The sequence below is a fragment of the Dethiosulfatibacter aminovorans DSM 17477 genome (genome assembly GCF_900142005.1).
Lineage (GTDB): Bacteria > Bacillota > Clostridia > Tissierellales > Dethiosulfatibacteraceae > Dethiosulfatibacter > Dethiosulfatibacter aminovorans.
Genome location: NZ_FQZL01000019.1, coordinates 1 through 25,338, shown reverse-complemented (window position 1 = coordinate 25,338; position 25,338 = coordinate 1). Strand labels below are relative to the sequence as shown.

Sequence of the window (25,338 nt, the reverse complement as noted above, 5' to 3'; positions counted from 1 at the left end):
CTACTCTATAGGAAATATAGTTCCGGCATTCATTATGCCATTTGGATCAAATGCCTTTTTCAGATTTTCCAGTATGTAATAAGATGATGTATATTCTTCCTTGATGAAATGAGTTCTGTGTTTTCCTACCCCGTGATGATGACACATTGATCCTCCGTGTTTCAATGTTTCCTCAACTATGATATTCTGAATTGGATAATGATATTTGCTGATTTCCTCTTCAGGCTTTATATCAACTAAATTATAGTAGTAAACGAAATATACGTTGGTACCGGTCATATAGCTGTGTGAAGAATGTCCTCCAAGAAGTGTTATGTCGGGAACTTCATTTCTAACTCTTTCTATGGCAGACTGATATATATCATGGATTACATCCCAGTTTCCAGACACTTCTGTAGTGAATCCAAGGTTTTGTGTTTCTACGATTTCAACTCTTTCTTCAGCTACAGCTGCTGGGTCCCAGTTTAGATGTTCAAACCATGTCTTTATATAATGTTCTTCCACCGGCTTGCATTCGTCATATTTTGTAACTATTTCTGCTATGGCTTCGGCTGTAGCATCAGCTATCGCTTTTGGTCCTTCCGCCATGAAAATCAAAACACATTTATCATCTGCAAAATGACTGAAGTGATACGCTCCATCTTCCTCATCGTAGAGCCTGGCCACGCTTGGTTTATAACCAGCCACCATTACTTCCCTTAATATTTCAAACCCAGTCTTCATATTTTCGAGGGTATAACCGAGGAATTTATTGTTTTCCGGCTGGTATTTGAATATCTTAACGGTTACTTCAGTAATATAGCATAAAGCACCCTCATTACCCATGATGACATGACGGATGTCAGGTCCGGCAGCTCTTCTTGGGACATTTTTTATTCGCGTAATCTCTCCGTTAGGGAATACAGCTTCAAGACCAACAACCATGTCTTCTATTCCACCGTATAGAGTTGAGAATTGTCCTATGCTTCTTGTAGCAACAAGTCCACCCATTTGAGCCAATGGTTTTGACTGTGGAGAATGACCTGTTGTATATCCTTGTTCTCTAAGTTTATCTTCCAATACTTCGAGTGGAACTCCACATTGGGCGGTAGCAAGCATATTGTATGTATCAATTTTGATTATTTCATTCATTTCCGAACCGTCTACCACCAAAGAGTTCTCAAGTGCAGTTTCAAGGCCTCCCTCAGTTGCAGAACCTCCTGTTCTAGGAACTACGTTTATTCCATTTTCATTGGCATACTTCAGGACGCTTGAAACATCCTTGGTATCCTTAACCTTTACCAGTGCTGCAGGCATCGGTCTTGTGTATATGCCGTTTATGTCTTCGTATTTCCTAAACCTGTCATGGCTGTTCTCCTTGAGAACCTGCTCATCAGTTACTACACTTTCATTTCCAACAATCATTTTCAAATCATTTGAAATCTTATCTCTTGTTAATGTAATCATAATACCTCATCCTTTTTATTTCCTGCATTCATACAGGTCACTTTATCTATAATCTCTTTTTTAGCCACCACTTTTAAATACCAGTACTATTTAAATACCGGAAATGATTTTTTCAGAATTTCATCCGTGCATGAAGTTATATGCTTATACACTCCATCATTCATACTCTTATAAGTACCAACATTGTCAGATAATGGCTCGAATACATCCCTAATCTTTACCATCTTCTCTATTGCATTTTCATAACTGTCATACTCGTCCAATGCTACGGCAACACTTATTGCAGCTCCTAAACTTGCTGATCCGTTGACTACATTCCTTCTTGCAGGAAGTCCAAACACATCTGCAAATATTTGCATGAATAATTCGCTGTTTGAACCGCCACCTGAAACAACTATGTCTTTCAGCTCAATACCAAGTTCTTCGCACATATCATCTGCACAATTCTTAATAGTCATTGCTATGCCCTCGAGTATTGACCTGTACATGTGTGCTCTCGTATGTCTGCCGTCAAACCCTATCATGATACCTTTCTTGTATGGTTCATGTGAAGGGGCAAGCCAATCCAGCACAGTCATAAGTCCATGGCTTCCTGCCGGTACATCTTCAGCTTCTCTGTTGAGATATTCCTCGGGAGATATGCCTAAATCATTGGCCTTGTTTACTATATCGTCTCCAAGTAGATTCTTGAACCAGCTTACAGTCCACATTCCCCTTCTTATTCCAAAGCTCTCATAAAGATAATTGTTTGGAGTGTTGGCAAAGTTTGTCCAGAATTTTTCAGTTCCTTTTGGGTTGTCATGTCCATGAACCATTGAGCAAATATAAGTACCTAAGGAAACCAATGCAGTTTTTTCAGAAAGGGTGCCTGAACCGAGTGCTTCAACAGCCTTGTCATTGCCGGTTGCTATTACAGGTATTCCTGCAGGAAAACCCGTAGCATTCGCTGCCTCTTCGGTAATGTATCCAAGAATTGTTCCGGGCATCTGTAAATTGAAAAGCATTTCTCTTGGGATATTTATACTTTTGAAATACTCTTCATCATCAGTCCATTCCCATGTATCAGTATCTATAGGCCACATTCCTTGATAGTTGGCTGCTGTATCATTGAAATTACCTGTGAACCTATGGGTTATATAGCCAGAAGATGTAGTAACATATTTTACATCATCATTTACATGCTCATAAGCTTTTGAAACCCTTTCATCCATCCAGCTAAGTGCCGGTTGTGCAAGTGAACCATCCTCCTTGAGAAAGCACCTGCAAAACCTTATTGTACAAAGCCCCATACCAATTATTTCTTCTTTCTTCCCTGGGAATTTATCCATAGCCTTGTTTCCTGCCGAAATTATTGCATCCCAGAAATCATCATCCGGGTGCTCAACAATACCTGGTTCAGGCAAATCCATAGGCCTTAGAGGCTGTCTTCCTTCACAGACTACATTACCTTCCAAATCAAAGATTATTACCTTTGCGCTTTGGGAGCCTTCATCAACACCAATAATATATTTATTTTCCATTGCTCCACTTCCTTTATTATTTCATGTTCCTTTATCTAACCAGATATCCACCATCAACAGCCAGTATATGCCCATTAACATAGTCTGAAGCCCTGCTGGCCAAGAACACTGTAGCTCCCATAAGGTCCATAGTCTCTCCCCATCTGTTAGCTGGTATATGGTCAAGGACCTTCTTGTTCCTTTCAGGTATGCTTCTTGTCTCTTCGGTGATTGCTGTTGCATAGTATCCCGGTGCAATACCGTTAATCTGGATATTGTGCTGCGCCAATTCATCACAGTATGCCTTGGTAAATCCTGCTATGCCGTGCTTGGTTGCAGCATATGCCGGCGACAATTGACAGCCAAGGAAAGAGAACATTGAGCAAATGTTGATTATTTTTCCACTCTTTTGAGGTACCATAAATTTTGCTGCTTCATAACTCAGTTCAAAGGCTGCTGTAAGATTTATTGCTATCATAGGATCCCAGTCTTCCCTTCCAAACTCCAGAACATCGTCACAAATGCATATCCCTGCACAGTTAACAAGAATATCTATAGAGCCAAGTTCTTCAACGCATTTTTCAACTATTTCTTTTGCGGAACCTTTTTTTGTTATGTCTTTATTCATGAAGACATATTTACAACCTTCATTCTCAATAAGCTCTTTTGTTTTACCATCATCATCCATTATGCTTGGTACAAAAATATTCGCTCCAGCTTTTGCAAGCGCAAGTGAAAATGCTTGTCCCAGACCAGTGTTTCCACCAGTTACTAAAGCATTTTTGCCTTTAAGTGAAAAAAAGTCCATTTGAAAATCAGTGATATTCATAGTGTAACCTCCATTAATTGAATTATTGTTTGATTACTATTATTGTTAAGCTGCATGCATTAAACAACAAAAAAAAGATAAGCAGACTTCCTCAAGGAAGTTACTTATCTCCATCTCCAGTAACATGCTTAGATTATATATAACGTTTTCATCTTTGTCAAGTCAATTTAAGCCAATTATTACGCCACGACTTTGTTAATATATTAACAAAATTATCTTCTTTTAATTTTAAAATTTATTTAGTATACTAAAAATAGATTATTTGTTGGTTATTTGATTATTAATTTCAAAATAGTTATTTGGAAAGGTTGAGTATATGAATAGATTTATAGAAACACTGGAAGACAATCCAATAATTGCGGGTATAAAGGATGATGATGCCCTTGCCAAAGTTATTAAATCAGAATGTAGAGTTGTCTTCATACTATATGGAAATATTATGAACATTGCACAGATAGTTAAAACATTGAAAGACAACAATAAAATGGCTTTTGTCCACATAGATCTCCTGGAAGGGGTATCCCACAAGGAAGTAGTCCTTGATTTCGTTAAGGCCAATACCCATGCCGATGGGATAATAAGCACTAGAACTCCATTAATAAGAGCAGCAAAGTCCCATGGACTCATTGCGATACACAGATTCTTTTTAATTGACTCAATGTCTTTTTACAATATTCCAAAGCAAGTCAAACAATCCAAACCGGATTTCATAGAAATCATGCCTGGTGGGATGCCTAAATACATCAGATGGGTTTTGGATGAAGTAAACATCCCAATAATAGCCGGCGGTCTTGTATGCGAAAAGGAAGATGTTGTAAGTGCTCTCGGAGCAGGGGCAACAGCAATATCAACTACAAACCAGGGAGTATGGGAGATGTAATATTTATGAATTTTTGGAGGCTGTCAAATCATTCGATGAGACAGCCTCTTTTACATTTAGGGGATTATTGTATTTTTTTTAATCATTGTCTACATACTGACGAATCAGCCTGCATGCCTGGGATTGGCTGATGTCCAGTGCATCGGCAATCTTTCTTGTGGTTTTGTGTTCCTTGTATGCATTTATTATCATATTTTTTTTCACATCTTCAATGGCATCTGACAGACTTCCATCCATCTTGCAGCCTGTAACTTTGTCAAGGGTAAAGAACCTCGGTGGAAGGTTTGTTGCCTTTATATACTCCTCTTCCATCATCAGTATGCTTCTTTCTACGATGTTTGACAGTTCCCTTATGTTTCCTTTCCAACTGTATTTCATGAGAAGATCCATTGCTTCGTCTGAGAATCTGCAGTTCCTTGAATATTTCCTGTTGAAGACATTCAGGAAATGTGCTGTCAGGATTTGTATGTCCTGGATCCTCTCCCGTAAGGGAGGGATGTTCAGTTCGAAAACATTGAGTCTGTGGTACAAATCCTCCCTGAACTTGTGTACCTCTATCATCTGTTTGAGGTCGCAGTTCGTGGCGCATATTATCCTTATGTCAAGCTTTATTGGAGTCACGCTGCCTATGGGGGTATATTCCTTTTCCTGCAATACGTGAAGGAACTTTGCCTGGAGATCCATGGGAAGTTCTCCTATTTCGTCAAGGAAGAGCGTCCCGCCGTTGGCCATCTCGAAAAGTCCCTTCTTCCCATCGGAACTGGCACCTGTGAACGACCCCTTCTTGTATCCGAATAGTTCCGATTCTATGAGGGTGGGGTTTATGCTTGCCATGTTTATGCTGATGAAGGGTTTGTCCTTTCGGTTGCTTATGCCGTGGATGTACTTGGCAAGAAGACTCTTGCCGGTACCCGTTTCCCCAAGTATCATGCAGGGCACATCATAGGAGGAAATCTTGTTTGCCAGTTTGACGACCTTTTTCATATTTGGGCTTTTGTATATCAGGTCTGTGATTTCCTCGAACTTTTCATCGTAGTTTGACTCAATGGGAGCAAGCTTCTGTGACAGGAAGCTGAATTCGTCACGACAGCTTTGGACGACATACTTTACGTTGTTTTCTTCATCGAGGATTGGAACTGAAATTGTTTCAAGGTCTATTCCCAGAAGTGTTTTCTGGTTTTGAATGACGGATCTTTTTTCCTTGTAGACATAGGGAACGCTGGAAGGGGTCCAATACTTTTCGGTTCCTATGAAATAATCAAGGGTTTTTCCTATGAGCTCGTCTTGTGCCAGTCCATAGTGCCTGCCGCAAGCCTTGTTTGCATATAGGATGGTATAATTGTCGTCCCATATGACAATCTCGTCATAAATATTGTCTATTATGTTGACCAAGTCTTTAATGTCCGTGTTTTTGATGAAATTTTCCATTATTCTACCTGCTTTCAAAAATAATTAACCAATAGATAAATATAAAATATCGATTTTGTTAAAATATTAACATGGCGATTCAAGTATAACCAAAATCTTGGATGAGTTCAATACAAATATTCATTTTTTTGCACTTAGTGTTGGGGTTTGTCGGGGAGGGTGTTAACGTTTGCTTGGCGTTTTCGTAAGTAGTTCATTTTCAATGACATTATATAATAAAACAATCAGTTCTGGAAGTAAGCACTTCATAGTGTTATAGTATAAAAAATATACTGTTGACAACAGGTGGTTACAATTATGAAAAAGCTGCTAACAAAAAGTGATACCGGTTTGAACTTTTCAAGCTGAAGATTTATATTGACATTGCACACAAAAAATATTAAAATGTACTAAAATCGAATACATCTTATCAAGAGAGATTGAGGGACAGGCCCGGTGATATCTCAGCAACCTGCCAATGCAAGGTGCTAAATCCTGCAGATTATATCTGGAAGATAAGCAATATGACAATAAACTTCTCTTTCGGGGAAGTTTTTTTATTACATGATGTTCAAGATAATTCCGGTTTCCAGGAATTATCAATCTATTTAACATCAAATAATTATAAGGGCGCGATGTCCTGAGAATTATATTTGTATATTTAAAGGAGTCATATTCTGATAGTGATGTATTAGACATTTATTATTGGAGGAAGCAAATGAGTACAGCAGTATTGAAATTCGGAGGAACATCCGTGGCGACAAGCGACAGGAGAGAGCAGGTCTATGACAAGATTGAGGAGAATAGAAAGATTCACGACAATATCGTAGTTGTGGTTTCGGCGCAAGGAAGGGAAGGTTCCCCCTATGCTACGGACACCTTGCTAAATCTTGTGAAATCTGAATGCATGAGTTACAGCGAAAGGGAGCTTGACATGATATATTCATGTGGAGAGGTAATCTCATCATCCATAATAGCATCAAATCTAATCGACAGGGGCATTGATGCAGTCAGTCTGACCGGCGGCCAGGCTGGAATAATCACCGACAGGAATTTTGGCGACGCCAATGTTTATGATGTGGATACAAGAAACATAATGAGGCATTTCAACAAAGGAAGAGTAGTTGTAGTTGCAGGCTCCCAGGGAAGGACCATAGACGATGAAATCACAACTCTCGGTAGGGGAGGAAGTGACACTACGGCGGTGCTCTTGGGAATCCACCTCAATGCAGATGAAACCATAATTTATACTGATGTGGAAGGCATAATGACTGCGGATCCAAGGTTGGTTGAGGAATCAAAGGTAATGAAAAGCGTAGGCTTTGATTTTTGCCTGAATTATGCCGAAAACGGGGCCAAGGTCATCCACGACAAGGCTGTACGGCTGGCAATGAAGAATGATTATGAGAATGTATGTATCAGGTCCACATTTTCGGAATCAAAAGGTACAAGGATACAAAGAAACAGTGCTGAAAACCTCGGATTTGGATATGATTCTGCCAGGGAAAGGGGGAGGATAGTAATTGGAGATTCGGAACTGAAGTATAAGAAGCTTCTGAGGGATATCATAGCCAAGAATGATGGAATACAGGTGGGAAGGCACGACAATATCATAGAGTTCGAGTTCTATGGAGGAGAAAGGACGAAGAATATAGAGGCAATACACGATGGTCTTGTGAAATGCATTTTCACTGAAGAAAGGAAAAATGGCAGGTCGGTAAAAAGTGATTAGCGATTAAGTAAATATGCATCAATTATTGACACTTTTTTGAGATGATTATATAATTAATAGTAGAGAAAAACAGGCATACGTCAAGGACTACGGGATGGAGTGAGATTTCATCCTTGTTTGGAACCAGGGGTATGCCTTTCTTTTTAACATATTTAGGTTATGCAGTCAAGTAGGGTTGCATACTGACAACACTAGAAAGGATGAGGTGAGATTATGAATCGTATATCCGTTATAGGCAGCATCAATGTGGACCTGGTAGTAGAGGCTCAGAAAAGACCGATTAAGGGCGAAACAATATTCGGGGAAGCTTTTTCCATCGTTCCTGGTGGAAAGGGTGCGAATCAGGCAGTTGCAATAGCAAGACTTGGCGGAGAAGTCAAGATGTTTGGATGCGTAGGTGACGATGTATATGCAGATGCAATGATCAGGAATCTCAAGGACAATGGTGTGAATATTGACAACGTGAAAAAAATTGACGATGTTTCCACCGGAGTAGCAGTAATAACGGTGGCTGAAAATGACAACAGCATAATTGTTGTCAAGGGAGCCAACGACTGTGTGGATATCGAGTATGTTGAAAGTGTAAAAGATGAGATACTGAAGTCGGATTTTGTACTTATGCAGTATGAGATACCTTTGAAGACTGTTGAATACATCGTTGACCTGTGCCATGAAAATGGCATCAGGGTAATAATAAATCCTGCCCCAATTGCCGAAATTAGTGCAGAATCAATAGAAAAGGCCGACTATGTTACTCCAAACGAGCATGAAGCAGTGCTCATGTTTGAAGGAATGGAAGATATTGAAGATATTCTGAAGAAATATCCCGAGAAATTAATAGTGACCCTTGGAGAAAAGGGAGCATCATATTTCAACGGTTCAGAAGTGATAAATGTTCCAATAATTGAGGGTGTGAATGTTGTCGATACGACAGGAGCGGGAGATACTTTCTCGGGTGCACTGGTGAAATTTCTTGCCGATGGAATGGACATAGAAAAGGCAATGGAATTTGCCCAGTGTGCAAGCGGAATGTCAGTGGAGAGGTTCGGTGCACAAGGTGGGATGCCAACACTTGAGGAAGTTGAAGGCAGGATGAAAAATAAATGATGGATTTAATGACAATATGAAGTATTTCTTTGAATATGAATGAAGAGAGTTTAATGGCGACAGCCATTTGGCTTATAAAATCAAGGACGTTTTATTCTACAACAAGTTTCGTAATTATTTATCCAACACCCAGTATCTCATTGAAGCGTTTCGATACCGGTTGTTGAAGAAATAAACTCAACTAAGTTGTAGCTTAAAACCGGGAGGAGAGTTTTTATGAAAAGATTTATTGCTTTATTTATTGTAGTAGTAATGCTGGGAGCAATGTTCATTGGATGTTCACCGAAAGAGGAACCTGCAGAGCCTGCAGAAACTGAGGAACCTACAGGCACTGAAGAACCCTCGGAGGAGATGAAGACTCTTACGGTTCTTAACTGGAAGGGATACGGTTCGGATGCGGATTATTCCGTTAAGGTCTTCGAGGAGATGTACAACTGCAAGGTTGAGCACGTTTACTTCACTTCCCTTGAGGAGATGCTTACAATGCTGAGAACTGGCGGACTTGGAACAATTGACGTTTGTCTTCCGAACTCAAATGTACTTCTTCAAGCTTGGAATGAAGGGCTTATACAACCTATAGACACTTCGAAGATGGAGAACTACATGCTTCTCAAGGAAGACCTTAGAAAATTTGATGACGCTTATGATGCTGATGGTAATGTTTACGGTGTGCCTTGGGCTTGGGGAACAACTTCCCTTGGATACAACACTGATGTAATCGATGAAGAGATAACTTCATGGGCTGCTCTTTGGGATGACAAGTATGCAGGAAAGGTGGCTTACTTCGACGATTACAACACTGCAATACTGACAGCAGCACTTTACCTTCAGGAGGAAGATCCTCAAAATCCGGACCTTGAAAAGGTGGAGGAAGCTCTTCTGGACCTTAAGGAAAACACTAGAACCTACTGGTCAAGCTACGACGACTATTTGAAACCTTTTGCGGCCGGTGAGATAGTAATAGGAAATATGTGGACAGGGCTTGCAAGTATAATGTACAGGAATGGAGATCCTATCAACTATATTTATCCTGAAGAAGGTACAGTAGGCTGGTCAGACTACTGGGCAATAGCTACAGATGCTCCCAATCCGGACCTTGCATTAAAATGGCTTGATTTCATGAGTGGTGAGCAGTTCCAGACTGATTTTGCAAACGACCCATACGGAGCAGTGCCTTCAAACATGAATGCACTTAACGGACTGACAGATGAATTGAAAAAAGCCTTCTTCATCTATCCGGAACCTCCAACCAATCTTGTAATGCAGGCATCCCAGGACGAGGAGACCAAGCAGGCATGGCTTGAAGTTTGGAACAACGTAAAATCACATTAATCTGAGAAAACAACTAAAGGTGTTGTTCCCACAGGGGACAACACCCTATTTCCATTTACAAAACACCGCTTTTACATATGAAAACCGATAAAAATCTATCCGAAGAGGTGATTGATATGGCAAACAATAAAAAGCCAATCAGCAAGGGTGGAACCATGATACTTCCATCGTCCCTGCTTTTTCTCTGTTTGTCTCTGATTCCCCTGGGAATGCTTATATTCTTCAGTATGATAAAGGGTAATATAGGTATTCACGGTGAAATTCGAGGCTATACTATCGACAATTTCGTAAAGATGTTTTCAAGCCTTACCTTTACCAGGCTCATGTTCAAGTCTGTGGGAATAGGAATACTGGTTACTCTGATCTGCATAGTGATCTCATATCCTGCTGCATGGGGGATAGCAAAGGTGATTAATCCAAAAAACAAGAACCTTATGATGATGCTCATAATAGTGCCTTTTTTTACCAGTCAGCTTTTACTGATATATGCAATAATGGTAATATTCCAGGCCAAGGGGGTTGTGATGACTTTCCTTGGTGCTATGAATCTTGCGGATCCATCGACGTCAATTCTTTATTCAAATACTGCAGTGGTAATAGTCCTGGTCTATGAATATCTTCCCTACATGATTCTCAGCCTTTATACCTCCATTGAAGGAATAGACGACAATCTAATAAGTGCGTCCCAGTCGCTGGGGGCCGGTAAATGGGAGACTTTCAAGAACATAGTGTTCCCCATGAGCATTCCGGGGCTTCTGTCTGGAATACTGCTGGTATTGGTTCCTGTGACAGGGAGCTTTGTTGAGCCAACACTGGTTGGGGGGCCAAACGGCATGATGGTAGGGTCCCTTATCAATTCACAGTTTTCAATAGTTCTCAATATGGGTTACGGAGCGGCCTTGTCCTTCGTATTCCTGATTGTCCTCAGTATCATAATGGCTGTTGTAAGAAAGTCCATTAAAGTAGCCAATAGGTCGATAGGAGGTATGGAAGAATGAGAAACAGAAAGTTCAATCTTGCCATCAAGGTATGGCTCACAGCCACCTACATGCTAATCTTCATACCCATATTTGTAATAATAATGATGTCTTTCAACGAGACCCGCTTCGGAATGCTTCCCTTTATTTTCACCACCCGGTGGTATGTAATGCTTTTTGAAGAGAGCAATCTGTTTCCAGCTACCCTGTTGTCTCTGGAGCTGTCGGGAACGGTGGCATTGACGTCCATGTTTATTGGTACTTTAACAGCCCTTGGAGCACAGTATGTTCCAAAGAAGGTAAGCGATGCTCTCATGGGGGTTGCACAGCTTCCCATAATCATTCCATGGCTTGTGCAGGCAATTGCCCTGTTGCTGCTCTTCAACCTTACGGGCCTTGGAAGGTCGTATATGGGAATGTATCTAGGCAACCTGATAGTTGTGCTTCCATACTGCATAATGATGGTTTTGGCAAGGTTCAACGAAGCGGACAGGACTCCCGAAGATGCGGCGAGGACTCTTGGTGCCAGCTATCCAAGGGTTTTCAAGGATGTTATATTTCCAATGCTTGTACCTGGAATAATATCGGGGGGACTGATGTCCTTCGTGGTGTGCTTTAACGCCTTTGCAATGCAGTTTTTCCTTGCGCCTTTCGGCGTCAGGACGCTGCCCATGGAAATATTCACCCTTATAAGAGTCGGTTACGAGCCCGACATGAATGCACTTGCTAGCATAATAATGACCGTTACCATAGTGCTTGTCGTCATGCTTAACAAGCTGGGATACTCGGCCAACAGATTGATGAAGTCCAAATAAGGCAATTTCATAATGGAAATGTCCAATAAGGAGAAAATGATTTGAAAGGATTAGTAATAAAGAACATAAACAAGTCATTTGGATCCAATCAGGTCCTATATGATATAAATTTCGAAGTGAAGGACGGAGATTTCGTTTCCCTTCTTGGTCCTTCGGGATGCGGCAAGACAACGATACTAAGGATAATTAACGGTCTTGAAACGGCGGATACCGGGGCAGTCATAGTAAACGGAGAAGACATTACCAAGGTTCCGGTGGAGAAGAGGAATATAGGAATGGTTTTCCAGAACTATGCCCTGTTTCCAACAATGTCCGTTGCAAAAAATATCGGATATGGCCTCAACATCAGGAAGAAAAGCAAGGAGGAAATAGCGGAAAAGGTTGACTGGGCGCTTAAACTTGTGAAACTTGAAGGAATGGGGGACAGAAAGATCACCAAACTTTCGGGAGGACAGCAGCAAAGGGTGGCCCTTGCAAGAGCCCTTGTCATTGAACCGTCAATACTGCTTCTTGACGAGCCTCTTTCGGCCCTTGACAGGAAGATAAGGGCCGAGATGCAGTACGAGCTGAGAAACATCCAGCAGAACATAGGAATAACGACAATATTCGTAACCCACGACCAGGAAGAGGCGCTTACCATGTCAGACAAGATCATTCTCATGAACAAGGGTGTTATAGAACAGGAAGCTGACCCCATAAATCTCTACAATTATCCAAAGTCAATATTTGCATCTGATTTCCTTGGAAAGGCCAACATACTAAAGGGTAAGCTGGTTGAAAAGGATGGGAAATGGGCTGTAGAAGGCAGGGGATGGACAATAGGAGTGAACCACAAGGATGGCAGGGATGGAGATTCGGTAAGTGTTGCAGTAAGGGGGGAGCACTTCAATATAGACAAGAATGAATTCGAGGGATCCCAGGAATTCAAGATCACAAACAAGGTGTTTACGGGGTCCGTCTGCAAGCTTTTGGGGAACATGGGAGAGGATGAAATAGAAATATCCATAATAAGCCTGGATGCTGAAAAGTATCAGGTTGGAGACACAGCCCATGTCATGCCTACTCTTGAAACCACCCTGTACTTCAAATAAGGTATGTGAAAGAAGTGTGGAATTCGAAGAGTTCAATGCGACTGGAATTAATGATATAAAATATTAGATATATGAGGTGAAGTATGTATCAGATACCATGCAATAAATACTGGAACACCTGGAGTTCTAAAAGTCCAGCAATTATGGAATTCCTTCCTGCCGAGTTTTATATTTCGATAGGAGCAAACTCCTATGCTGAAAACGGCAAATATACCAATTTTCCCTTCACGAAGAAGATAAAGCTGTTCGAGCACCATCCTGACGGCAACTACTGCAGGCTGCAGGTGGAACATGGAGGGACGGTGCTTGAGATAGAGTATGTCAAGTCCGATGACTATACCGTGACTGGCAGGATAAGGGCATTGAAATTCGGAGAGTGGGGTCTTAGGTTCCAGACACTCATATCCTTTGGATTTGAAAATGAAGGAAAGACAGGCAATGAGGTTGGAAAAGTCGAGGAGAAGAATGGAAGCTTCTCGGCTTCCAAGAGAAGCTATGAGATTGCAGTGGCCCTAAAGGACAGTCCCATAAGGGACTGCTATGTTGATACAAGGGATGCCCTCGGCCAGGCTATAGAGGACCTTGGATACTATACTCCCATGCCGGAGACGGATGAGGTCAACTGGTACAGCACCATGTACAACCTTGAGGAAACTCCAGAAATAGTGTTTTCCGTATGCGTTTCAAACGACTATGAAACAAGTGTGGAAAAGGCCGAGAATGCACTTGACGTATCCTTTGAAGAGCTTAAGGAAAGATACATGTCGCCGCTTACAAAGCTGTCCAAGGGAGAGAATATTTCTGCAATGGAATCCATGCAGGAGGTAATGGCATGGAATACAATTGCCGACCACAAGAACCAGAGGGTGTTCACCTCCCTTACAAGGTTCTGGATAGACAGGAAGTTCGGAGGCTGGTTCATCTGGCTTGACGACATACTTATGCACGGTCTCATAAACGCCTATGCGGGAGACTGGACTATGGCAAGAAACTGCATGAAGTCGGCAATGGACAATACCACACCTGAAGGCAACCTTGCCTGCCTCATGGCGGAATTCACGGAGTGGGTTGACAGATCACAGCCTCCAATCACAAGCTTCATAATCTACAAGTACTACCAGCTTACTGGAGACAGGCAGCTTCTTGAAGAAATATATCCCGTACTTCTAAAGGCAAACCTTTGGTGGTACGAGAACAGGGATGGAAACGGAAACGGAGTACTCGAATACGGAAGTTCCCAAGTCGGAAAGGGACACTTCAACGGTACAAAGCTTGCCGCCAAGGACGAGGCCGCAATGGACAACAGCCCCATGTACGACAGCGCCAAATTCATCAAGGAAACAAACACCATAAACATGGAAGACATAGCCATGAACAGTCTTCTTGTACTGGACGGGGAATGCTTGTCCCATATAGCAAATATTGTAGGAGACAAGGAAAATGCCCAGTTTGTTCTTGAGAAATCAAACGACCTCAGGAAGAAAATAGATGAAAACCTCTGGGACTACGACAACGAGATTTATGCGAACAAGCACTGGGACAAGGGCTTCGTATGCCCAAGCCCCACAAGCTTCTATCCTCTTGCGGCAGGAGTGCCTGAGGGGGAAAGGATAGACAGGCTTATCGACCATATTTTTGACGAGGAGGAATTCTGGACCGAGCTTCCGCTGCCTTCCATATGGCTTAAGGAGGAATCAGTAAACGACAACGTCTACTGGAGGGGAAGATCCTGGCCTCCTCTTAACTTCATAACCTATGTTGGCTTGAAGAGATACGGCAAATACGAGGAAGCGACTAGACTTCTCAACAAGATAATGAAGCACTATACAAGGCTTTGGGACGAGGAGAAGGCCTGCTACGAGAACCACAACACCTTCACCGGAGAAGGAAGCGACTCCGTGGATACGGATCCATATTACGGATGGGGAGCCCTTTATCCCCTCATGTGGACCCTCGAGCACATAGACATAGACCCATGGAACGGCTTCCACTTCGGAAATCCTGAAGGGAAGGATTTTGAAATAAACGGATTCAAGATGGCTGATGGAATATATGATTTGAAGTGCAGCAGTGAAGGGACCATCTTGAAGAAAGATGGCTTGGAGATAGTGAAGACCGATGCTGTAGGAAGGTTCACGCACTTCGAATACGGTGACCACTATATCACAGTGACTGTTCCTGTCCAGGACAGGGGATGCAGCATAACTCTTGGAAATGAAGAGCCTATAAAGGTGTCCATAAACGGTGAAGTTGTGGAAAACAGCAATAAAATATATATCAAGAAAGGCAAGTCAATCAAGATAGAGCTACATAAATAAATTTCATGATCGGGTGTTGGTAACAGAGTTTTACTAATGCATGGTTATATGATTTTGGAAGGTGCAGCATGAAGATATTCAACAGCCACTCCCATTTAGGCGTGGACATAGAAAGAGGAAAGATGGGTCTCAAGTACATATTCGACAAGTCCTACATAGGATGGCTTTACGAACTGCCCTCCGAGTCCAGAGAGGACATCAAGGCGTATTTCGAAAAGGTAATGACAATGAAGGCGTTTGTTCAGTTAAAGGCTGCTCTTGAGAAGCTATACGGCAATGGACTCAAGCTTGACCTTAACACCTGGGATGTTTTTGATGAGAGAATCAAAAAAGCCTATGAAGATCCAAATCATGAGAACCATGTGCTGAGAGACGTATGCGGATATGATGAAATCCTCCTTGATGACTGGATAGACATAAGAAGCAGTGGAAGCAACGGTGTTGAATGCAGCGTTGCATTGAGATGCGATTTCATGTTCTACGGGTATTCAAGGGAAGGCCTTGAGTCCTGCGAGGCGAACAATTTTGACTTCTTTGATCATGTTCCCGACAATATATATGATTATGAAATCAAGATGAGGGATTATATCAAGGAGTCCCTAGAAATGGGAAAATGCACAGCGCTCAAGGTGTGCATGGCATATTTCAGGGATCTTGATTTCGAGCCTGTAGACTGTCATATGGCAGGGGTCGTATATGAAGATGACGAAAGTTCCGAATATATAAGAATGTTTCAGGATTATGTAATGGCAAAGATTTGCGAGATAGCAGGTGAGTTCAACATACCGATTCAGATCCATACCGGCCTGGGTCAGGTGACTGATACCAGCCCGATTAATCTTATGCCCCTGATCAGAAAATATTCAAATGTCAGGTTTTCTCTTCTTCACGGAGGATTCCCATGGGCTGACGACCTTTTGGCGGTTCTTTACGAATGTCCGAACGCATGGCTTGACATATGCTGGATGCCTTCACTTTCGAGCATCATCGCCAGGGACACCCTCATTAATGTCCTTGAGCTGATAGGCACGGACCGGATAATGTGGGGCTGTGATGCGGCAACTGTGGAGGAGAGTTATGGAGCATTGCTGGCAGGAATTGATATTCTTGATGAGGTTAATGGATATTTCATCAACAAGGGAGTATTTGACGAAGCATTTGGAGACAGATTGAAGGAAAAGATATTATACAGCAATGCTAAGGATTTTTTTAATGAACTATAAAGACAAGCTATGTTGAAAGAGTAAAACATCTCTGACAGCATAGCTTTCTTTCTGTGGTGATGATTGAACACTAATCAGAGATGAAGAATGTTGTTGACATTGTACTTTATTGGATGATAGTATTTAAATATATCGGAAAATGGAGATTTTTATGAATTTAAATGAAAAAAAGCTAAGGTATGAAATACTGAGTGAAATGTCCCAAAATAGAGTTCCTATGGGAGCAAGCATGCTTGCTCTTATTATAGATACCTCACAGGCAACTATTGGAAGACAACTTCAGCAGCTTGAATTTGAAGGGTATTTGATGAAGCACAGCAACAAGGGAAGGACAATAACGGAAGAGGGACTTGAATATTTGAAGGGATTGAAGAATGATATTGAAAGTGACAAAAAAGCACAGGCTTTGATTGCTGTTTCAAGGGACGAGTCGGAGGAAAGGCTCTTGGATGTTTTAAGAACAAGAAAGGTCATAGAAAAGGAAACCATTAAATGTGCAGTTGAAAAGATTACAGATGATGAAATTGAATTTTTGAAAAGTCTTATTAATGAACAGGAACTTAAAGTATTGCAGGGAATGCTTGGCGAGGAGGAAGACTACAAGTTTCATTGTGAGATAGCAAGGATTTGTGGGAACAAGGTTCTTGAAGAGATATTGGTCCTGATATTGTCACAGCGAAATTCCTATTCAAAGTTTTCTATCATAAGGAACAGAGTGAAGCATACGGTGATTAATCACAAACTCATACTGGAAGCCATAGAAGACAGGGATACAGAAAAGGCGGAGAAGCTCATGGTTGAACATTTGGAGCAAACGATTAAAGATGTGGAGGATTACTTTAAAGAGAATTCGAGTAAAAAGGTTAAATAAAATTTACAGAAAGGTATTGCATGATAATACATGGTGTGTTATTATCTAGTTAGTTAATCATCAGTGATGAATGAACAAAAATTAAAGATGAGTAGTGAAATTCAGGAGGTATTTATGAAACCAATAGAAACTGCAGCTGAGTTTAAAGCAAAAAAGGTTGCAAAGAGTGGAAAGATGAGAGGTGCCGATGCACTGGTGGAACTTCTTAAGAGTCATAACGTAGAGTACATTTTTGGAGTACCTGGAGATACAAGCATGGCTTTTCACGATGCGATGAGGATTAACAAGGAAGAGATTACTCATATACTATGCAGAGATGAGAGGAATGCAGCCTACTCTGCCGATGCATATGCGAGGATGTCCGGCAAAACGGGAGTGGTGGAGGTCCCTAGTGGTGGAGGAGCCCTTTATGTAGTGCCTGGTGTAAGTGAAGCCAATGTATCAAATATACCTCTTATGTGCATAGCTTCGGAAATATCCATGAGCAGCGATGAGACATGTGCATTGACAGACTGTAACCAGGAAGCGCTTTTCAATGCAGTTACAAAATGGAATACCAAAGTAAAGCTGGGATCAAAAATTCCTCATATCATGAAGAAGGCATTCAGAATGTCAACTGGTGGAGTTTCAGGAGCTGTAGGACTTACATTCCCTGAGAATATTTTGAGAGAAGAGGTTGATTTCAGTGAGGATGAATTGAATGGACCAGACTACATAGGGGGATTTGCACCATTCAAGAATTCGGTTTTCAAATCGGATATAGCGAAACTCATGGAAATGTTGGGGAAATCAAACAGACCGATAGTTCTTGCAGGTGGTGGTGTTCACCTGTCTGGAGCTCATGATGAGTTGGAGAAGTTTGTAGAAAACTTCAGGCTTCCTGTAGTGACTTCCATTGACGGAAAGGGAGCTGTATCGGAAATGAAGCCAATGGCTCTTGGTGTTGTAGGAGCCAACGGTGGATCGGAAGAAGCAAATGATGTATTGAAGAATGCAGATCTTGTCATAGTATTGGGATCCAAGCTCAACAATGTTACTACCATGGGCAAGAGACTGATAAATCAAGATGCGAAGGTTGTCCAGGTGGATCTTGGAGAAGAAGTAATTGGAAATAACATTAAAATTGACCTTCCGATCATGTGTGACATAAGATCTCTTTTAAGTGAAGTCAACTCAATGTTCATAGATGGAAACGGAAAGGGACTTGAGGAATGGAATGGATATGCAGAGGCAAAGCTTAAAGAAAAGAGGGATAGGATTGATGAGGAATACAAGCTTGAGAGTGAGCGCATACTTCCTGCACAGATATTCAAGGTTCTAGAAGAAAACACTGATGAAAATGCAGTATTCGTAGCTGATGCAGGTACACCTACACCATACCTTTCATCATATCTAAGACTCAAGAGCGCAGGTAAGAATACTGTTATACCAAGAGGTCACGGGGCCCTGGGATATGCACTCGCGGCATCAATCGGAGCCCAGGTTGCAAGACCAGACTCTAAAGTGATATCAATGTTTGGAGATGCCAGTTTCGGCATGGCAATGGGAGATCTTGAAACAGCCAAGAGATATAATCTTCCGATCGTATTTGTGAATTTCCAGAACAACACATACGGATGGATCAAGACAATACAGACATTATATTATGAAGAAAAATATTTCGGAGTCGACTTCGGCGCAATAGATGCGGTCAAGATAGCAGAAGGATTTGGAATGAAGGGAAAAAGCATAAGCAGGAACGATGAGATTGAAGAAACCTTCAAATGGGCGTTGGAGCTTAATGAGCCTGTCATGATAAATGTTGTAATAGAGCCTCCAACTGACAACATACCGCCTGTATACCAGTGGGAACACGACTATAAACTGGAACCTAAGGACAGAAAGAAACTGGTTTATTAGGAATTTCTTCAAAGGGAGGAACTGAATTGAAAAATTATGATGTAGCAGTAATAGGCGGAGGGATAATAGGTTGTTCGACGGCTTATTATCTCTCGAAAGCGGGAAAAAAGGTACTGATTTTAGAGAAGAACGGTATTGGGTCAGGCACCTCAAGTGCATGTGACGGCTTTATATATCTTCAGACTAAAAAAGCGGGAATACATCTGAAGCTTGCGATGGAAAGCGCTAAAATCTATGAATGTCTCAGTGACGAATTGGGTTACGAAGTCCATTACAAAAGAACCGGCGGATTGATCCTCATAGAGAATGAAGAGCTTTTGGAAATCATGGAGCATGTAGTTGAAGAACAAAAGAAAATAGGGATAGACATAGATATCATTAGCGGCAATCTTGCAAGGGAAATAGAGCCAGCGTTGTCAGAAAACATCATGGCGGCGTCTTACAGCAGTTGGGACGGACATGTTAATCCTATTGATGCAACCCTTGCCTATGCCAGGGCAGCTGAGGACAATGGGACTGAAATCTGGTGCAATACTCCAGTTGAGGATTTGATAATAAATGAAGGCAGAGTAGAAGGAGTAATCACGTCTAAAGGTGCAGTGAAAGCCGAATATATAGTAAATGCCTGTGGAGTCTGGGCGCCTGAAGTAGGCAAAATGGCTGGGATGGACATACCCATAAAGCCCAGGAGGGGACACACCTTAGTCACTGAGGCCCTTGCTCCAATGTTGAACAAGGTCTTACTCGATGCAAGGTATATAGCCATCAAGCATCATCCTGAAATGGCTAAAAATACAGAAGACAGAAGTCTTCAGCTAGGAATCGGACTTAGCATAGAACAGACGGAGAGCGGAAATCTTCTGATTGGAAACAACCGTGAGTTTGCAGGATTTGACACTGATACAACCTTTGAGGTTACAAAAGAAATTGCAAAATATTGCAGTAGGTTTGTTCCCTTCCTAAAGGATGTGAATATCATAAGGACCTTTACAGGCCTGAGACCCTATACGCCTGACGGCATGCCCATTCTTGGTAAGGTGGATGGTCTTGAAGGCATGATAATGGCTGCAGGACATGAAGGTGATGGAATCGCCTTGGCACCCATGACAGGAGTCTTGATGGCTGAACTTATTGCTGAAGGTAAAACATCAATGGATATAGACATGTTCAATTACAGTAGGTTCGCTGATCGGCTTGTGTTTGAAGGAGGCGTGAAATGAGTAGAATAAACCAGCATCCCATTATTGATTTTAACAAGGGAAGGGAAGTTAAATTCACATATGAGGGAAAAGAAGTTATTGGATGTGAAGGAGAAACAATCGCTTCGGCGCTTCATTCAGCCGGTGTGAGAGTTCTTCATGAAACGGATACAAAACACAGGACTAGAGGTCTTTTCTGTGCGATAGGTAACTGTTCTTCTTGTCTCATGAAGGTTAATGGAGTGCCTAATGTAAGAATATGCGTAGAACCTCTACGTGAAGGCATGACCGTTGAAAAACAAAGCGACAAGGAAAAGGTTGAACTGGACAGCAACATAAGAACGCCTATAGATTCAGGTGAGAAGATGGTCCAAGCAGAGGTTGTAATAATAGGTGGAGGTCCTGCCGGAATGTGTGCTGCGCTAGAGGCATCAAGATATGGTGCAAAAGTGATTCTTGTGGAAAGGAATTACGACCTCGGTGGACAGCTGACCAAGCAAACTCACAAGTTTTTTGGTTCTGAAAAACAGCAGGCGGGTACAAGGGGAATAGACATAGGAGTTGAGATTCAGGAAAGGATAATGTCTGATCCAAATGTTGAAATTTGGTTTAACAGTACGGCTGTAGGATTCTACAAGGACAATACCATTATGGTTGAAAGGGAGAATGCGGTCTATGGACTTAGCGGAGAGTCCATAATAATTGCAACAGGTGCCTTTGAAAAGAATCTTGTATTCCCAAACAACGATCTTCCTGGGATATACGGAGCAGGTGCAGTACAGACCTTAATGAACATAGATGGAATCAAGCCTGGAGATGATGTGATAATGATAGGGGCTGGAAACATAGGGCTTATAGTGAGCTATCAGCTCATACAGGCAGGAGTAAATGTAGTTGGAGTAGTGGAAGCGGGTCCGGATGTTGGAGGATACAAGGTTCACGCATCAAAGATAATGAGAGCGGGTGTTCCGATATATACAAGACATACCATAAAGGGAGCCCATGGCAGCGACAAGCTGGAAGGTGTAACAATTGCCGAAGTAGATGACAAGTGGCAGATGATCCAGGGGACTGAAAAGAATATCAAGGCAGATGTAATGTGCATGGCTGTTGGTCTTTCTCCCATAGTTGAACTCTTCTTCCAGGCTGGATGCGAGCTAAAGTTCATACCTGCACTGGGTGGATATGTTCCCGTTAATGATGAGCACAGAAACACTACTGTAGATGGATTGTTAGTTGCAGGTGATTCTGGTGGTGTAGAAGAGGCTTCAAGTGCCATGCTTACAGGACATCTAGCAGGATTGACTGCTGCAAGAAGGCTTGATTATGTTGAAGATTATGACGATAGACATTGTGATCTCATGGACCAGCTTAATTCACTGAGATCAGGTCCTCATGGTGTGAAGATAGTAGAAGGGATACAAAGACTCAGAGAAGGGATGGTGACCGCAGGTGGAAAATAACCAGGTTATGAAGGAAAAGGTAATTGCAAAACTGCCCTCTCCTGAAAGAAGACGAAAGGGACCTTATGCATTGATAGAATGTTTCCAGAAGATTCCCTGTAATCCATGCTATACTTCTTGTAAGTTTGGAGCTGTAAAGGAATTCAATGACATAAACGATCTTCCGGAGATAGATTATGACAAGTGTACGGGATGCGGTCTCTGTCAGGCAGTGTGTCCTGGGCTTGCGATTTTCGTCATAGATGAGACATATTCTAATGAGAAGTCGCTAATAAAAATTCCATACGAATATTTGCCTGTACCTTCAGTCGGAGATATTGTAAAGGGATATGACAGAGACGGTAATCATGTTTCGGATGTTGAAGTGAAACAAGTGAGGAAATTCAAGAACAACACCCATCTCGTTAACGTTGCAGTCGAAAAGAAACTGGAGCATGACTTGAGAGGTATAGCAGTAAGAACAGAGAGTAGAGATGGAGAGTGGAAACCGGAAAGCAATAAGCTTGGAGAATGCATAGTTTGCAGGTGCGAAGATATTTCAATGGAAGAGATTAAAAATCAGATCGCTCTAGGCAAAACAACGGTCAAGGAAATCAAGCTGGCAACCAGAGGGTCAATGGGGCCATGTCAGGGGAAGACATGCTTGCCTATAATCCTTAAAGAACTGTCAAAAGCTACTGGTAAAAGCATTGAGGAGCTGGAATCACCAAATTACAGACAGCCTATAAAACCTGTTAAAATAGGAAAGTTGGTTGACTGATTACTTATAGAAATTAATATTGTTAGTATTAACTATTTGTATAACAAAATCCAGGCCTGGTTTGATAAAATATAAGTGTAGTGCTGATAATATTGATAATAATATAATTAATATATTGGAGGGCAAGAATGAAAGGAATTAATAAAGGAATTGCTAAAGGTGGTAAGAATTATTATGGGTTTCCAATCGGTATACTCATGCTACACTCTCAGTTTCCCAGAATACCTGGAGAAATGGGGAATGCATATACATGGGATTTTCCAGTTCTTTATAAGGCTGTTAAGGGGGCTTCGCCTGAAAAGGTTGTCACAGATCTTACTCCCAGTCTTATTGAGCCGTTTGTCAATGCAGCTAAGGAACTTGAAGCAGAAGGTGTCAGAGCAATTACCACAAATTGCGGCTTTCTCGCTATGTTTCACAATGAGATTAGTTCTGCAGTTAATGTGCCAGTGTTTTCATCTACACTAATGATGATACCTATGGTGTATAGAATGTTGAAGCCAGGGAAAAAAGTTGGCGTGCTAACTGTTAATAGCGCAACATTGACTGATAGACATTTCGATGCTGTTGGTGCCCTTGAGATTCCCAAAGCCATTCAGGGATTGCAGGATGAGGAAGAATTTACGAACATGATACTCGAAGATAGGCTGGAGTTTGATATTGACAAGGCAAGGGAAGAGCACGTAAGATGCGCACGAAAACTTGTTGAAGAAAATCCTGATGTGGGTGCAATAGTACTTGAGTGTACGAACATGCCGCCTTATGCTAAGGATATTCAGGAAGCGACAGGATTACCCGTATTTGATATTACGACACTTGTAAATATGGTACATAATGCACTTGTGAAGCATCCATGGAAGGGGATAATGTAACAAGGATAAGATTAATTAAGAGGATAATAAACCATTTGAAAACTGAATAGATTAGGAGGGAATTTAATGCTCAAGGTTATAGTGCCAATAGTACTTTTGTTAATAGTAATTTTAGTAAAGAAGATTCCGGTAATTGGTGGAAGCATTACGGTAGGTCTTATAGTATGTGCCTCCGCAGCTCTTTTGATGGGTGGGATATATAGCCCTACGGAGTGGTTGGATGCATTCTTATTTGGTCTTGATAGGCTTGCCTGGGTTATGGCGCTGGCTGTATTTGGAAGTATCTATGCTGAAACACAGGTTAGAATAGGTACAATGGAAACTGTCTTAAGTGGATTGAGAGCAAGGTTTGGTCGTTCGCCAAAAGGACTGGTAAGTGTTGTAATATTCACACTTGCTCTATCTGGATCTCTTCTTGGAGAGTCGATAGCATCGGCTGCTGTCATAGGTGTGCTCGTTATTCAATCGTTAAGAGAAATTGATCTTTCTGGAGAACAAATAACATCAACAATTGTTATGGGATGTGTTCTTGGATCGATTATGCCTCCTATTACCCAAGCTATATTTCTTTCGGCTTCCCTGCTGGGAATGGAATCTCCAGATGCTGCTGTCAACGTAGGTTACTTTACGATAGGATTTGCGATAATATTGGTGTGTATATATGTAGGAAATGTTTTTGTAAAGGTTAAGAGTATTCCTGAGAATCTCATACCAGAAAAGTCTGCTAGTCAGATAATCAGGGAAAGATGGAAGACACTTATACCTATTACTGTTTTAGCAATGATAATAATCCTTAGATCAGGATTCAAGCTTGATCTCCTTGTTTATCTAGATCCAGTATTTAAGCATATCAAGGATATAAAGGTAATCAGGGGAATTAACTACAATGTTGTCAAGGCGATAATGATTGCGACAGTCGTGAGTTTCTTCTTCAAGGAAGTAAGAAGTGATTTTGCAGGATGTGTCAAGAAAGGATGCATAAACGTAAAAAATAGCATCACTGTACAGGTATGCGCAGCATTTATGGTAGGAGCGTTCTTTGCGGCGGGTCAGATTGATACTGTTCAGGCTTTTACTGCAGAACTGACTGCAAACGTGTTGAAGCTTGGAGGAGCATTTTCAATGATGCTTGTTGGTATGATTTCAGGTTCTCAGACGACAACTCAGGTTAGCATATTCACATTCCTGGGACCTGCACTAAGGAATGTTGGAGTAGCAGAAGTTAAAACGGCTCTAGCTGGAGCCCATTTGGCTATGGCGGGTCAGGGGATGCCTCCGGCAGATGTTGTAACATTTGTTGTAGCTGGTATGGTTGGAAGCATGCTTAATATTAAGGTGGATCCTGTGAAGGCCATGCTTTACTCGATGTTTTTAAGCGGATATTTCATATTGATTGCCCTAATATGCCTGTTTTTTTAATATAATATCTTGCAGAGCATTCGCTAAAACAGCGGATGCTCTTTATTAATAATTCAATAAAGATTATATATGTAAGTTTACATTGCACTAGCTGAAAAGGAGGAAAAATGAGAAGACTCATAAAAGACGAATCAAAATGCATAGGATGCGGAGCATGCGTAGAAAAATGCTCGTCGGCATACTTCAAGGAAAACAACGA

21 protein-coding genes and 1 riboswitch are annotated in these 25,338 nt (G+C 41.6%); of the genes, 17 read left to right on the top strand and 4 right to left on the bottom strand.

Annotated features, from left to right (window positions below; translation table 11 throughout):
- The 3 genes from BUB05_RS12065 to BUB05_RS12055 form a co-directional block, all read right to left on the bottom strand.
- Window positions 1–1,443 (bottom strand): FAD-binding oxidoreductase, encoded by a 1,443-nt coding sequence (locus BUB05_RS12065; RefSeq protein ID WP_073049912.1) that lies wholly within the window; start codon window positions 1,441–1,443, stop codon window positions 1–3.
- A gap of 89 nt (window positions 1,444–1,532) precedes the next feature.
- The gene (locus tag BUB05_RS12060; RefSeq protein ID WP_073049872.1) at window positions 1,533–2,966 is read right to left on the bottom strand and encodes an FGGY-family carbohydrate kinase; all 1,434 of its coding nucleotides are present in this window, start codon (window positions 2,964–2,966) and stop codon (window positions 1,533–1,535) included.
- 31 nt (window positions 2,967–2,997) lie between these two features.
- A complete protein-coding gene (locus BUB05_RS12055) occupies window positions 2,998–3,753 on the bottom strand; it encodes an SDR family NAD(P)-dependent oxidoreductase (protein ID WP_175548562.1) in 756 nt (251 codons plus the stop codon).
- A gap of 337 nt (window positions 3,754–4,090) precedes the next feature.
- On the opposite strand from BUB05_RS12055, the gene BUB05_RS12050 reads away from it, so the two are divergent.
- Window positions 4,091–4,654, top strand: coding sequence for a glycerol-3-phosphate responsive antiterminator (locus tag BUB05_RS12050; RefSeq protein WP_073049870.1), 564 nt, complete (start codon window positions 4,091–4,093; stop codon window positions 4,652–4,654).
- 78 nt (window positions 4,655–4,732) lie between these two features.
- On the opposite strand, the gene BUB05_RS12045 is transcribed toward BUB05_RS12050, so the two are convergent.
- Window positions 4,733–6,082: a sigma-54 interaction domain-containing protein gene (locus BUB05_RS12045; RefSeq protein ID WP_073049869.1), complete on the bottom strand. Its 1,350-nt coding sequence runs from the start codon at window positions 6,080–6,082 to the stop codon at window positions 4,733–4,735.
- Window positions 6,083–6,485: 403 nt separating this feature from the next.
- Window positions 6,486–6,583, top strand: a riboswitch (SAM riboswitch).
- A gap of 196 nt (window positions 6,584–6,779) precedes the next feature.
- Here BUB05_RS12045 and BUB05_RS12040 point away from each other — a divergent pair.
- From BUB05_RS12040 to BUB05_RS19010, 16 genes are all read left to right on the top strand, one after another.
- Window positions 6,780–7,793, top strand: coding sequence for an amino acid kinase family protein (locus BUB05_RS12040; protein WP_073049868.1), 1,014 nt, complete (start codon window positions 6,780–6,782; stop codon window positions 7,791–7,793).
- Between the two features lie 213 nt (window positions 7,794–8,006).
- Window positions 8,007–8,900 (top strand): ribokinase, encoded by an 894-nt coding sequence (rbsK, locus tag BUB05_RS12035; protein ID WP_073049867.1) that lies wholly within the window; start codon window positions 8,007–8,009, stop codon window positions 8,898–8,900.
- 216 nt (window positions 8,901–9,116) lie between these two features.
- Window positions 9,117–10,232, top strand: a complete 1,116-nt coding sequence (locus tag BUB05_RS12030; RefSeq protein ID WP_073049866.1) for an ABC transporter substrate-binding protein — start codon at window positions 9,117–9,119, stop codon at window positions 10,230–10,232.
- A 116-nt stretch (window positions 10,233–10,348) separates the two neighbouring features.
- Window positions 10,349–11,230 carry an ABC transporter permease gene (locus BUB05_RS12025; protein ID WP_073049865.1) on the top strand — a complete coding sequence of 294 codons (882 nt, stop codon included), beginning with the start codon at window positions 10,349–10,351 and terminating at the stop codon, window positions 11,228–11,230.
- Window positions 11,227–12,024, top strand: coding sequence for an ABC transporter permease (locus BUB05_RS12020; protein WP_073049864.1), 798 nt, complete (start codon window positions 11,227–11,229; stop codon window positions 12,022–12,024). Before BUB05_RS12025 ends, BUB05_RS12020 begins: the two co-directional genes overlap by 4 nt.
- A 41-nt stretch (window positions 12,025–12,065) precedes the next feature.
- Complete coding sequence (locus BUB05_RS12015; RefSeq protein ID WP_073049863.1) at window positions 12,066–13,115, top strand: ABC transporter ATP-binding protein; 1,050 nt, start codon at window positions 12,066–12,068, stop codon at window positions 13,113–13,115.
- A gap of 83 nt (window positions 13,116–13,198) precedes the next feature.
- Window positions 13,199–15,433: an MGH1-like glycoside hydrolase domain-containing protein gene (locus BUB05_RS12010; RefSeq protein ID WP_073049862.1), complete on the top strand. Its 2,235-nt coding sequence runs from the start codon at window positions 13,199–13,201 to the stop codon at window positions 15,431–15,433.
- 68 nt (window positions 15,434–15,501) lie between these two features.
- Window positions 15,502–16,656: an amidohydrolase family protein gene (locus BUB05_RS12005; protein ID WP_073049861.1), complete on the top strand. Its 1,155-nt coding sequence runs from the start codon at window positions 15,502–15,504 to the stop codon at window positions 16,654–16,656.
- Between the two features lie 151 nt (window positions 16,657–16,807).
- Window positions 16,808–17,527 carry an FCD domain-containing protein gene (locus tag BUB05_RS12000; RefSeq protein ID WP_073049860.1) on the top strand — a complete coding sequence of 240 codons (720 nt, stop codon included), beginning with the start codon at window positions 16,808–16,810 and terminating at the stop codon, window positions 17,525–17,527.
- Between the two features lie 114 nt (window positions 17,528–17,641).
- On the top strand, window positions 17,642–19,426 hold the full coding sequence (locus tag BUB05_RS11995; protein WP_073049859.1) for a thiamine pyrophosphate-binding protein: 1,785 nt from the start codon (window positions 17,642–17,644) through the stop codon (window positions 19,424–19,426).
- 26 nt (window positions 19,427–19,452) lie between these two features.
- The gene (locus tag BUB05_RS11990; protein WP_073049858.1) at window positions 19,453–20,646 is read left to right on the top strand and encodes an NAD(P)/FAD-dependent oxidoreductase; all 1,194 of its coding nucleotides are present in this window, start codon (window positions 19,453–19,455) and stop codon (window positions 20,644–20,646) included.
- Window positions 20,643–22,088 carry an FAD-dependent oxidoreductase gene (locus BUB05_RS11985; protein WP_073049857.1) on the top strand — a complete coding sequence of 482 codons (1,446 nt, stop codon included), beginning with the start codon at window positions 20,643–20,645 and terminating at the stop codon, window positions 22,086–22,088. Before BUB05_RS11990 ends, BUB05_RS11985 begins: the two co-directional genes overlap by 4 nt.
- Window positions 22,078–22,848 (top strand): (2Fe-2S)-binding protein, encoded by a 771-nt coding sequence (locus BUB05_RS11980; RefSeq protein WP_094762896.1) that lies wholly within the window; start codon window positions 22,078–22,080, stop codon window positions 22,846–22,848. Before BUB05_RS11985 ends, BUB05_RS11980 begins: the two co-directional genes overlap by 11 nt.
- 128 nt (window positions 22,849–22,976) lie before the next feature.
- Window positions 22,977–23,720 (top strand): aspartate/glutamate racemase family protein, encoded by a 744-nt coding sequence (locus BUB05_RS11975; RefSeq protein ID WP_073049856.1) that lies wholly within the window; start codon window positions 22,977–22,979, stop codon window positions 23,718–23,720.
- 66 nt (window positions 23,721–23,786) lie between these two features.
- Complete coding sequence (locus BUB05_RS11970; RefSeq protein WP_073049855.1) at window positions 23,787–25,139, top strand: TRAP transporter large permease subunit; 1,353 nt, start codon at window positions 23,787–23,789, stop codon at window positions 25,137–25,139.
- Between the two features lie 107 nt (window positions 25,140–25,246).
- A partial coding sequence (locus BUB05_RS19010) for a 4Fe-4S binding protein (protein ID WP_175548536.1) occupies window positions 25,247–25,338 on the top strand: 92 nt, incomplete at its 3' end.

Coding starts and splice junctions, on each gene's coding strand:
- BUB05_RS12060 (WP_073049872.1), bottom strand. CDS start 2,966: ATGGAAAATAAATATATTATTGGTGTTGATGAAGGCTCCCAAAGCGCA.
- BUB05_RS12055 (WP_175548562.1), bottom strand. CDS start 3,753: ATGGACTTTTTTTCACTTAAAGGCAAAAATGCTTTAGTAACTGGTGGA.
- BUB05_RS12050 (WP_073049870.1), top strand. CDS start 4,091: ATGAATAGATTTATAGAAACACTGGAAGACAATCCAATAATTGCGGGT.
- BUB05_RS12045 (WP_073049869.1), bottom strand. CDS start 6,082: ATGGAAAATTTCATCAAAAACACGGACATTAAAGACTTGGTCAACATA.
- BUB05_RS12040 (WP_073049868.1), top strand. CDS start 6,780: ATGAGTACAGCAGTATTGAAATTCGGAGGAACATCCGTGGCGACAAGC.
- rbsK (WP_073049867.1), top strand. CDS start 8,007: ATGAATCGTATATCCGTTATAGGCAGCATCAATGTGGACCTGGTAGTA.
- BUB05_RS12030 (WP_073049866.1), top strand. CDS start 9,117: ATGAAAAGATTTATTGCTTTATTTATTGTAGTAGTAATGCTGGGAGCA.
- BUB05_RS12025 (WP_073049865.1), top strand. CDS start 10,349: ATGGCAAACAATAAAAAGCCAATCAGCAAGGGTGGAACCATGATACTT.
- BUB05_RS12020 (WP_073049864.1), top strand. CDS start 11,227: ATGAGAAACAGAAAGTTCAATCTTGCCATCAAGGTATGGCTCACAGCC.
- BUB05_RS12010 (WP_073049862.1), top strand. CDS start 13,199: ATGTATCAGATACCATGCAATAAATACTGGAACACCTGGAGTTCTAAA.
- BUB05_RS12005 (WP_073049861.1), top strand. CDS start 15,502: ATGAAGATATTCAACAGCCACTCCCATTTAGGCGTGGACATAGAAAGA.
- BUB05_RS12000 (WP_073049860.1), top strand. CDS start 16,808: ATGAATTTAAATGAAAAAAAGCTAAGGTATGAAATACTGAGTGAAATG.
- BUB05_RS11995 (WP_073049859.1), top strand. CDS start 17,642: ATGAAACCAATAGAAACTGCAGCTGAGTTTAAAGCAAAAAAGGTTGCA.
- BUB05_RS11985 (WP_073049857.1), top strand. CDS start 20,643: ATGAGTAGAATAAACCAGCATCCCATTATTGATTTTAACAAGGGAAGG.
- BUB05_RS11975 (WP_073049856.1), top strand. CDS start 22,977: ATGAAAGGAATTAATAAAGGAATTGCTAAAGGTGGTAAGAATTATTAT.
- BUB05_RS11970 (WP_073049855.1), top strand. CDS start 23,787: ATGCTCAAGGTTATAGTGCCAATAGTACTTTTGTTAATAGTAATTTTA.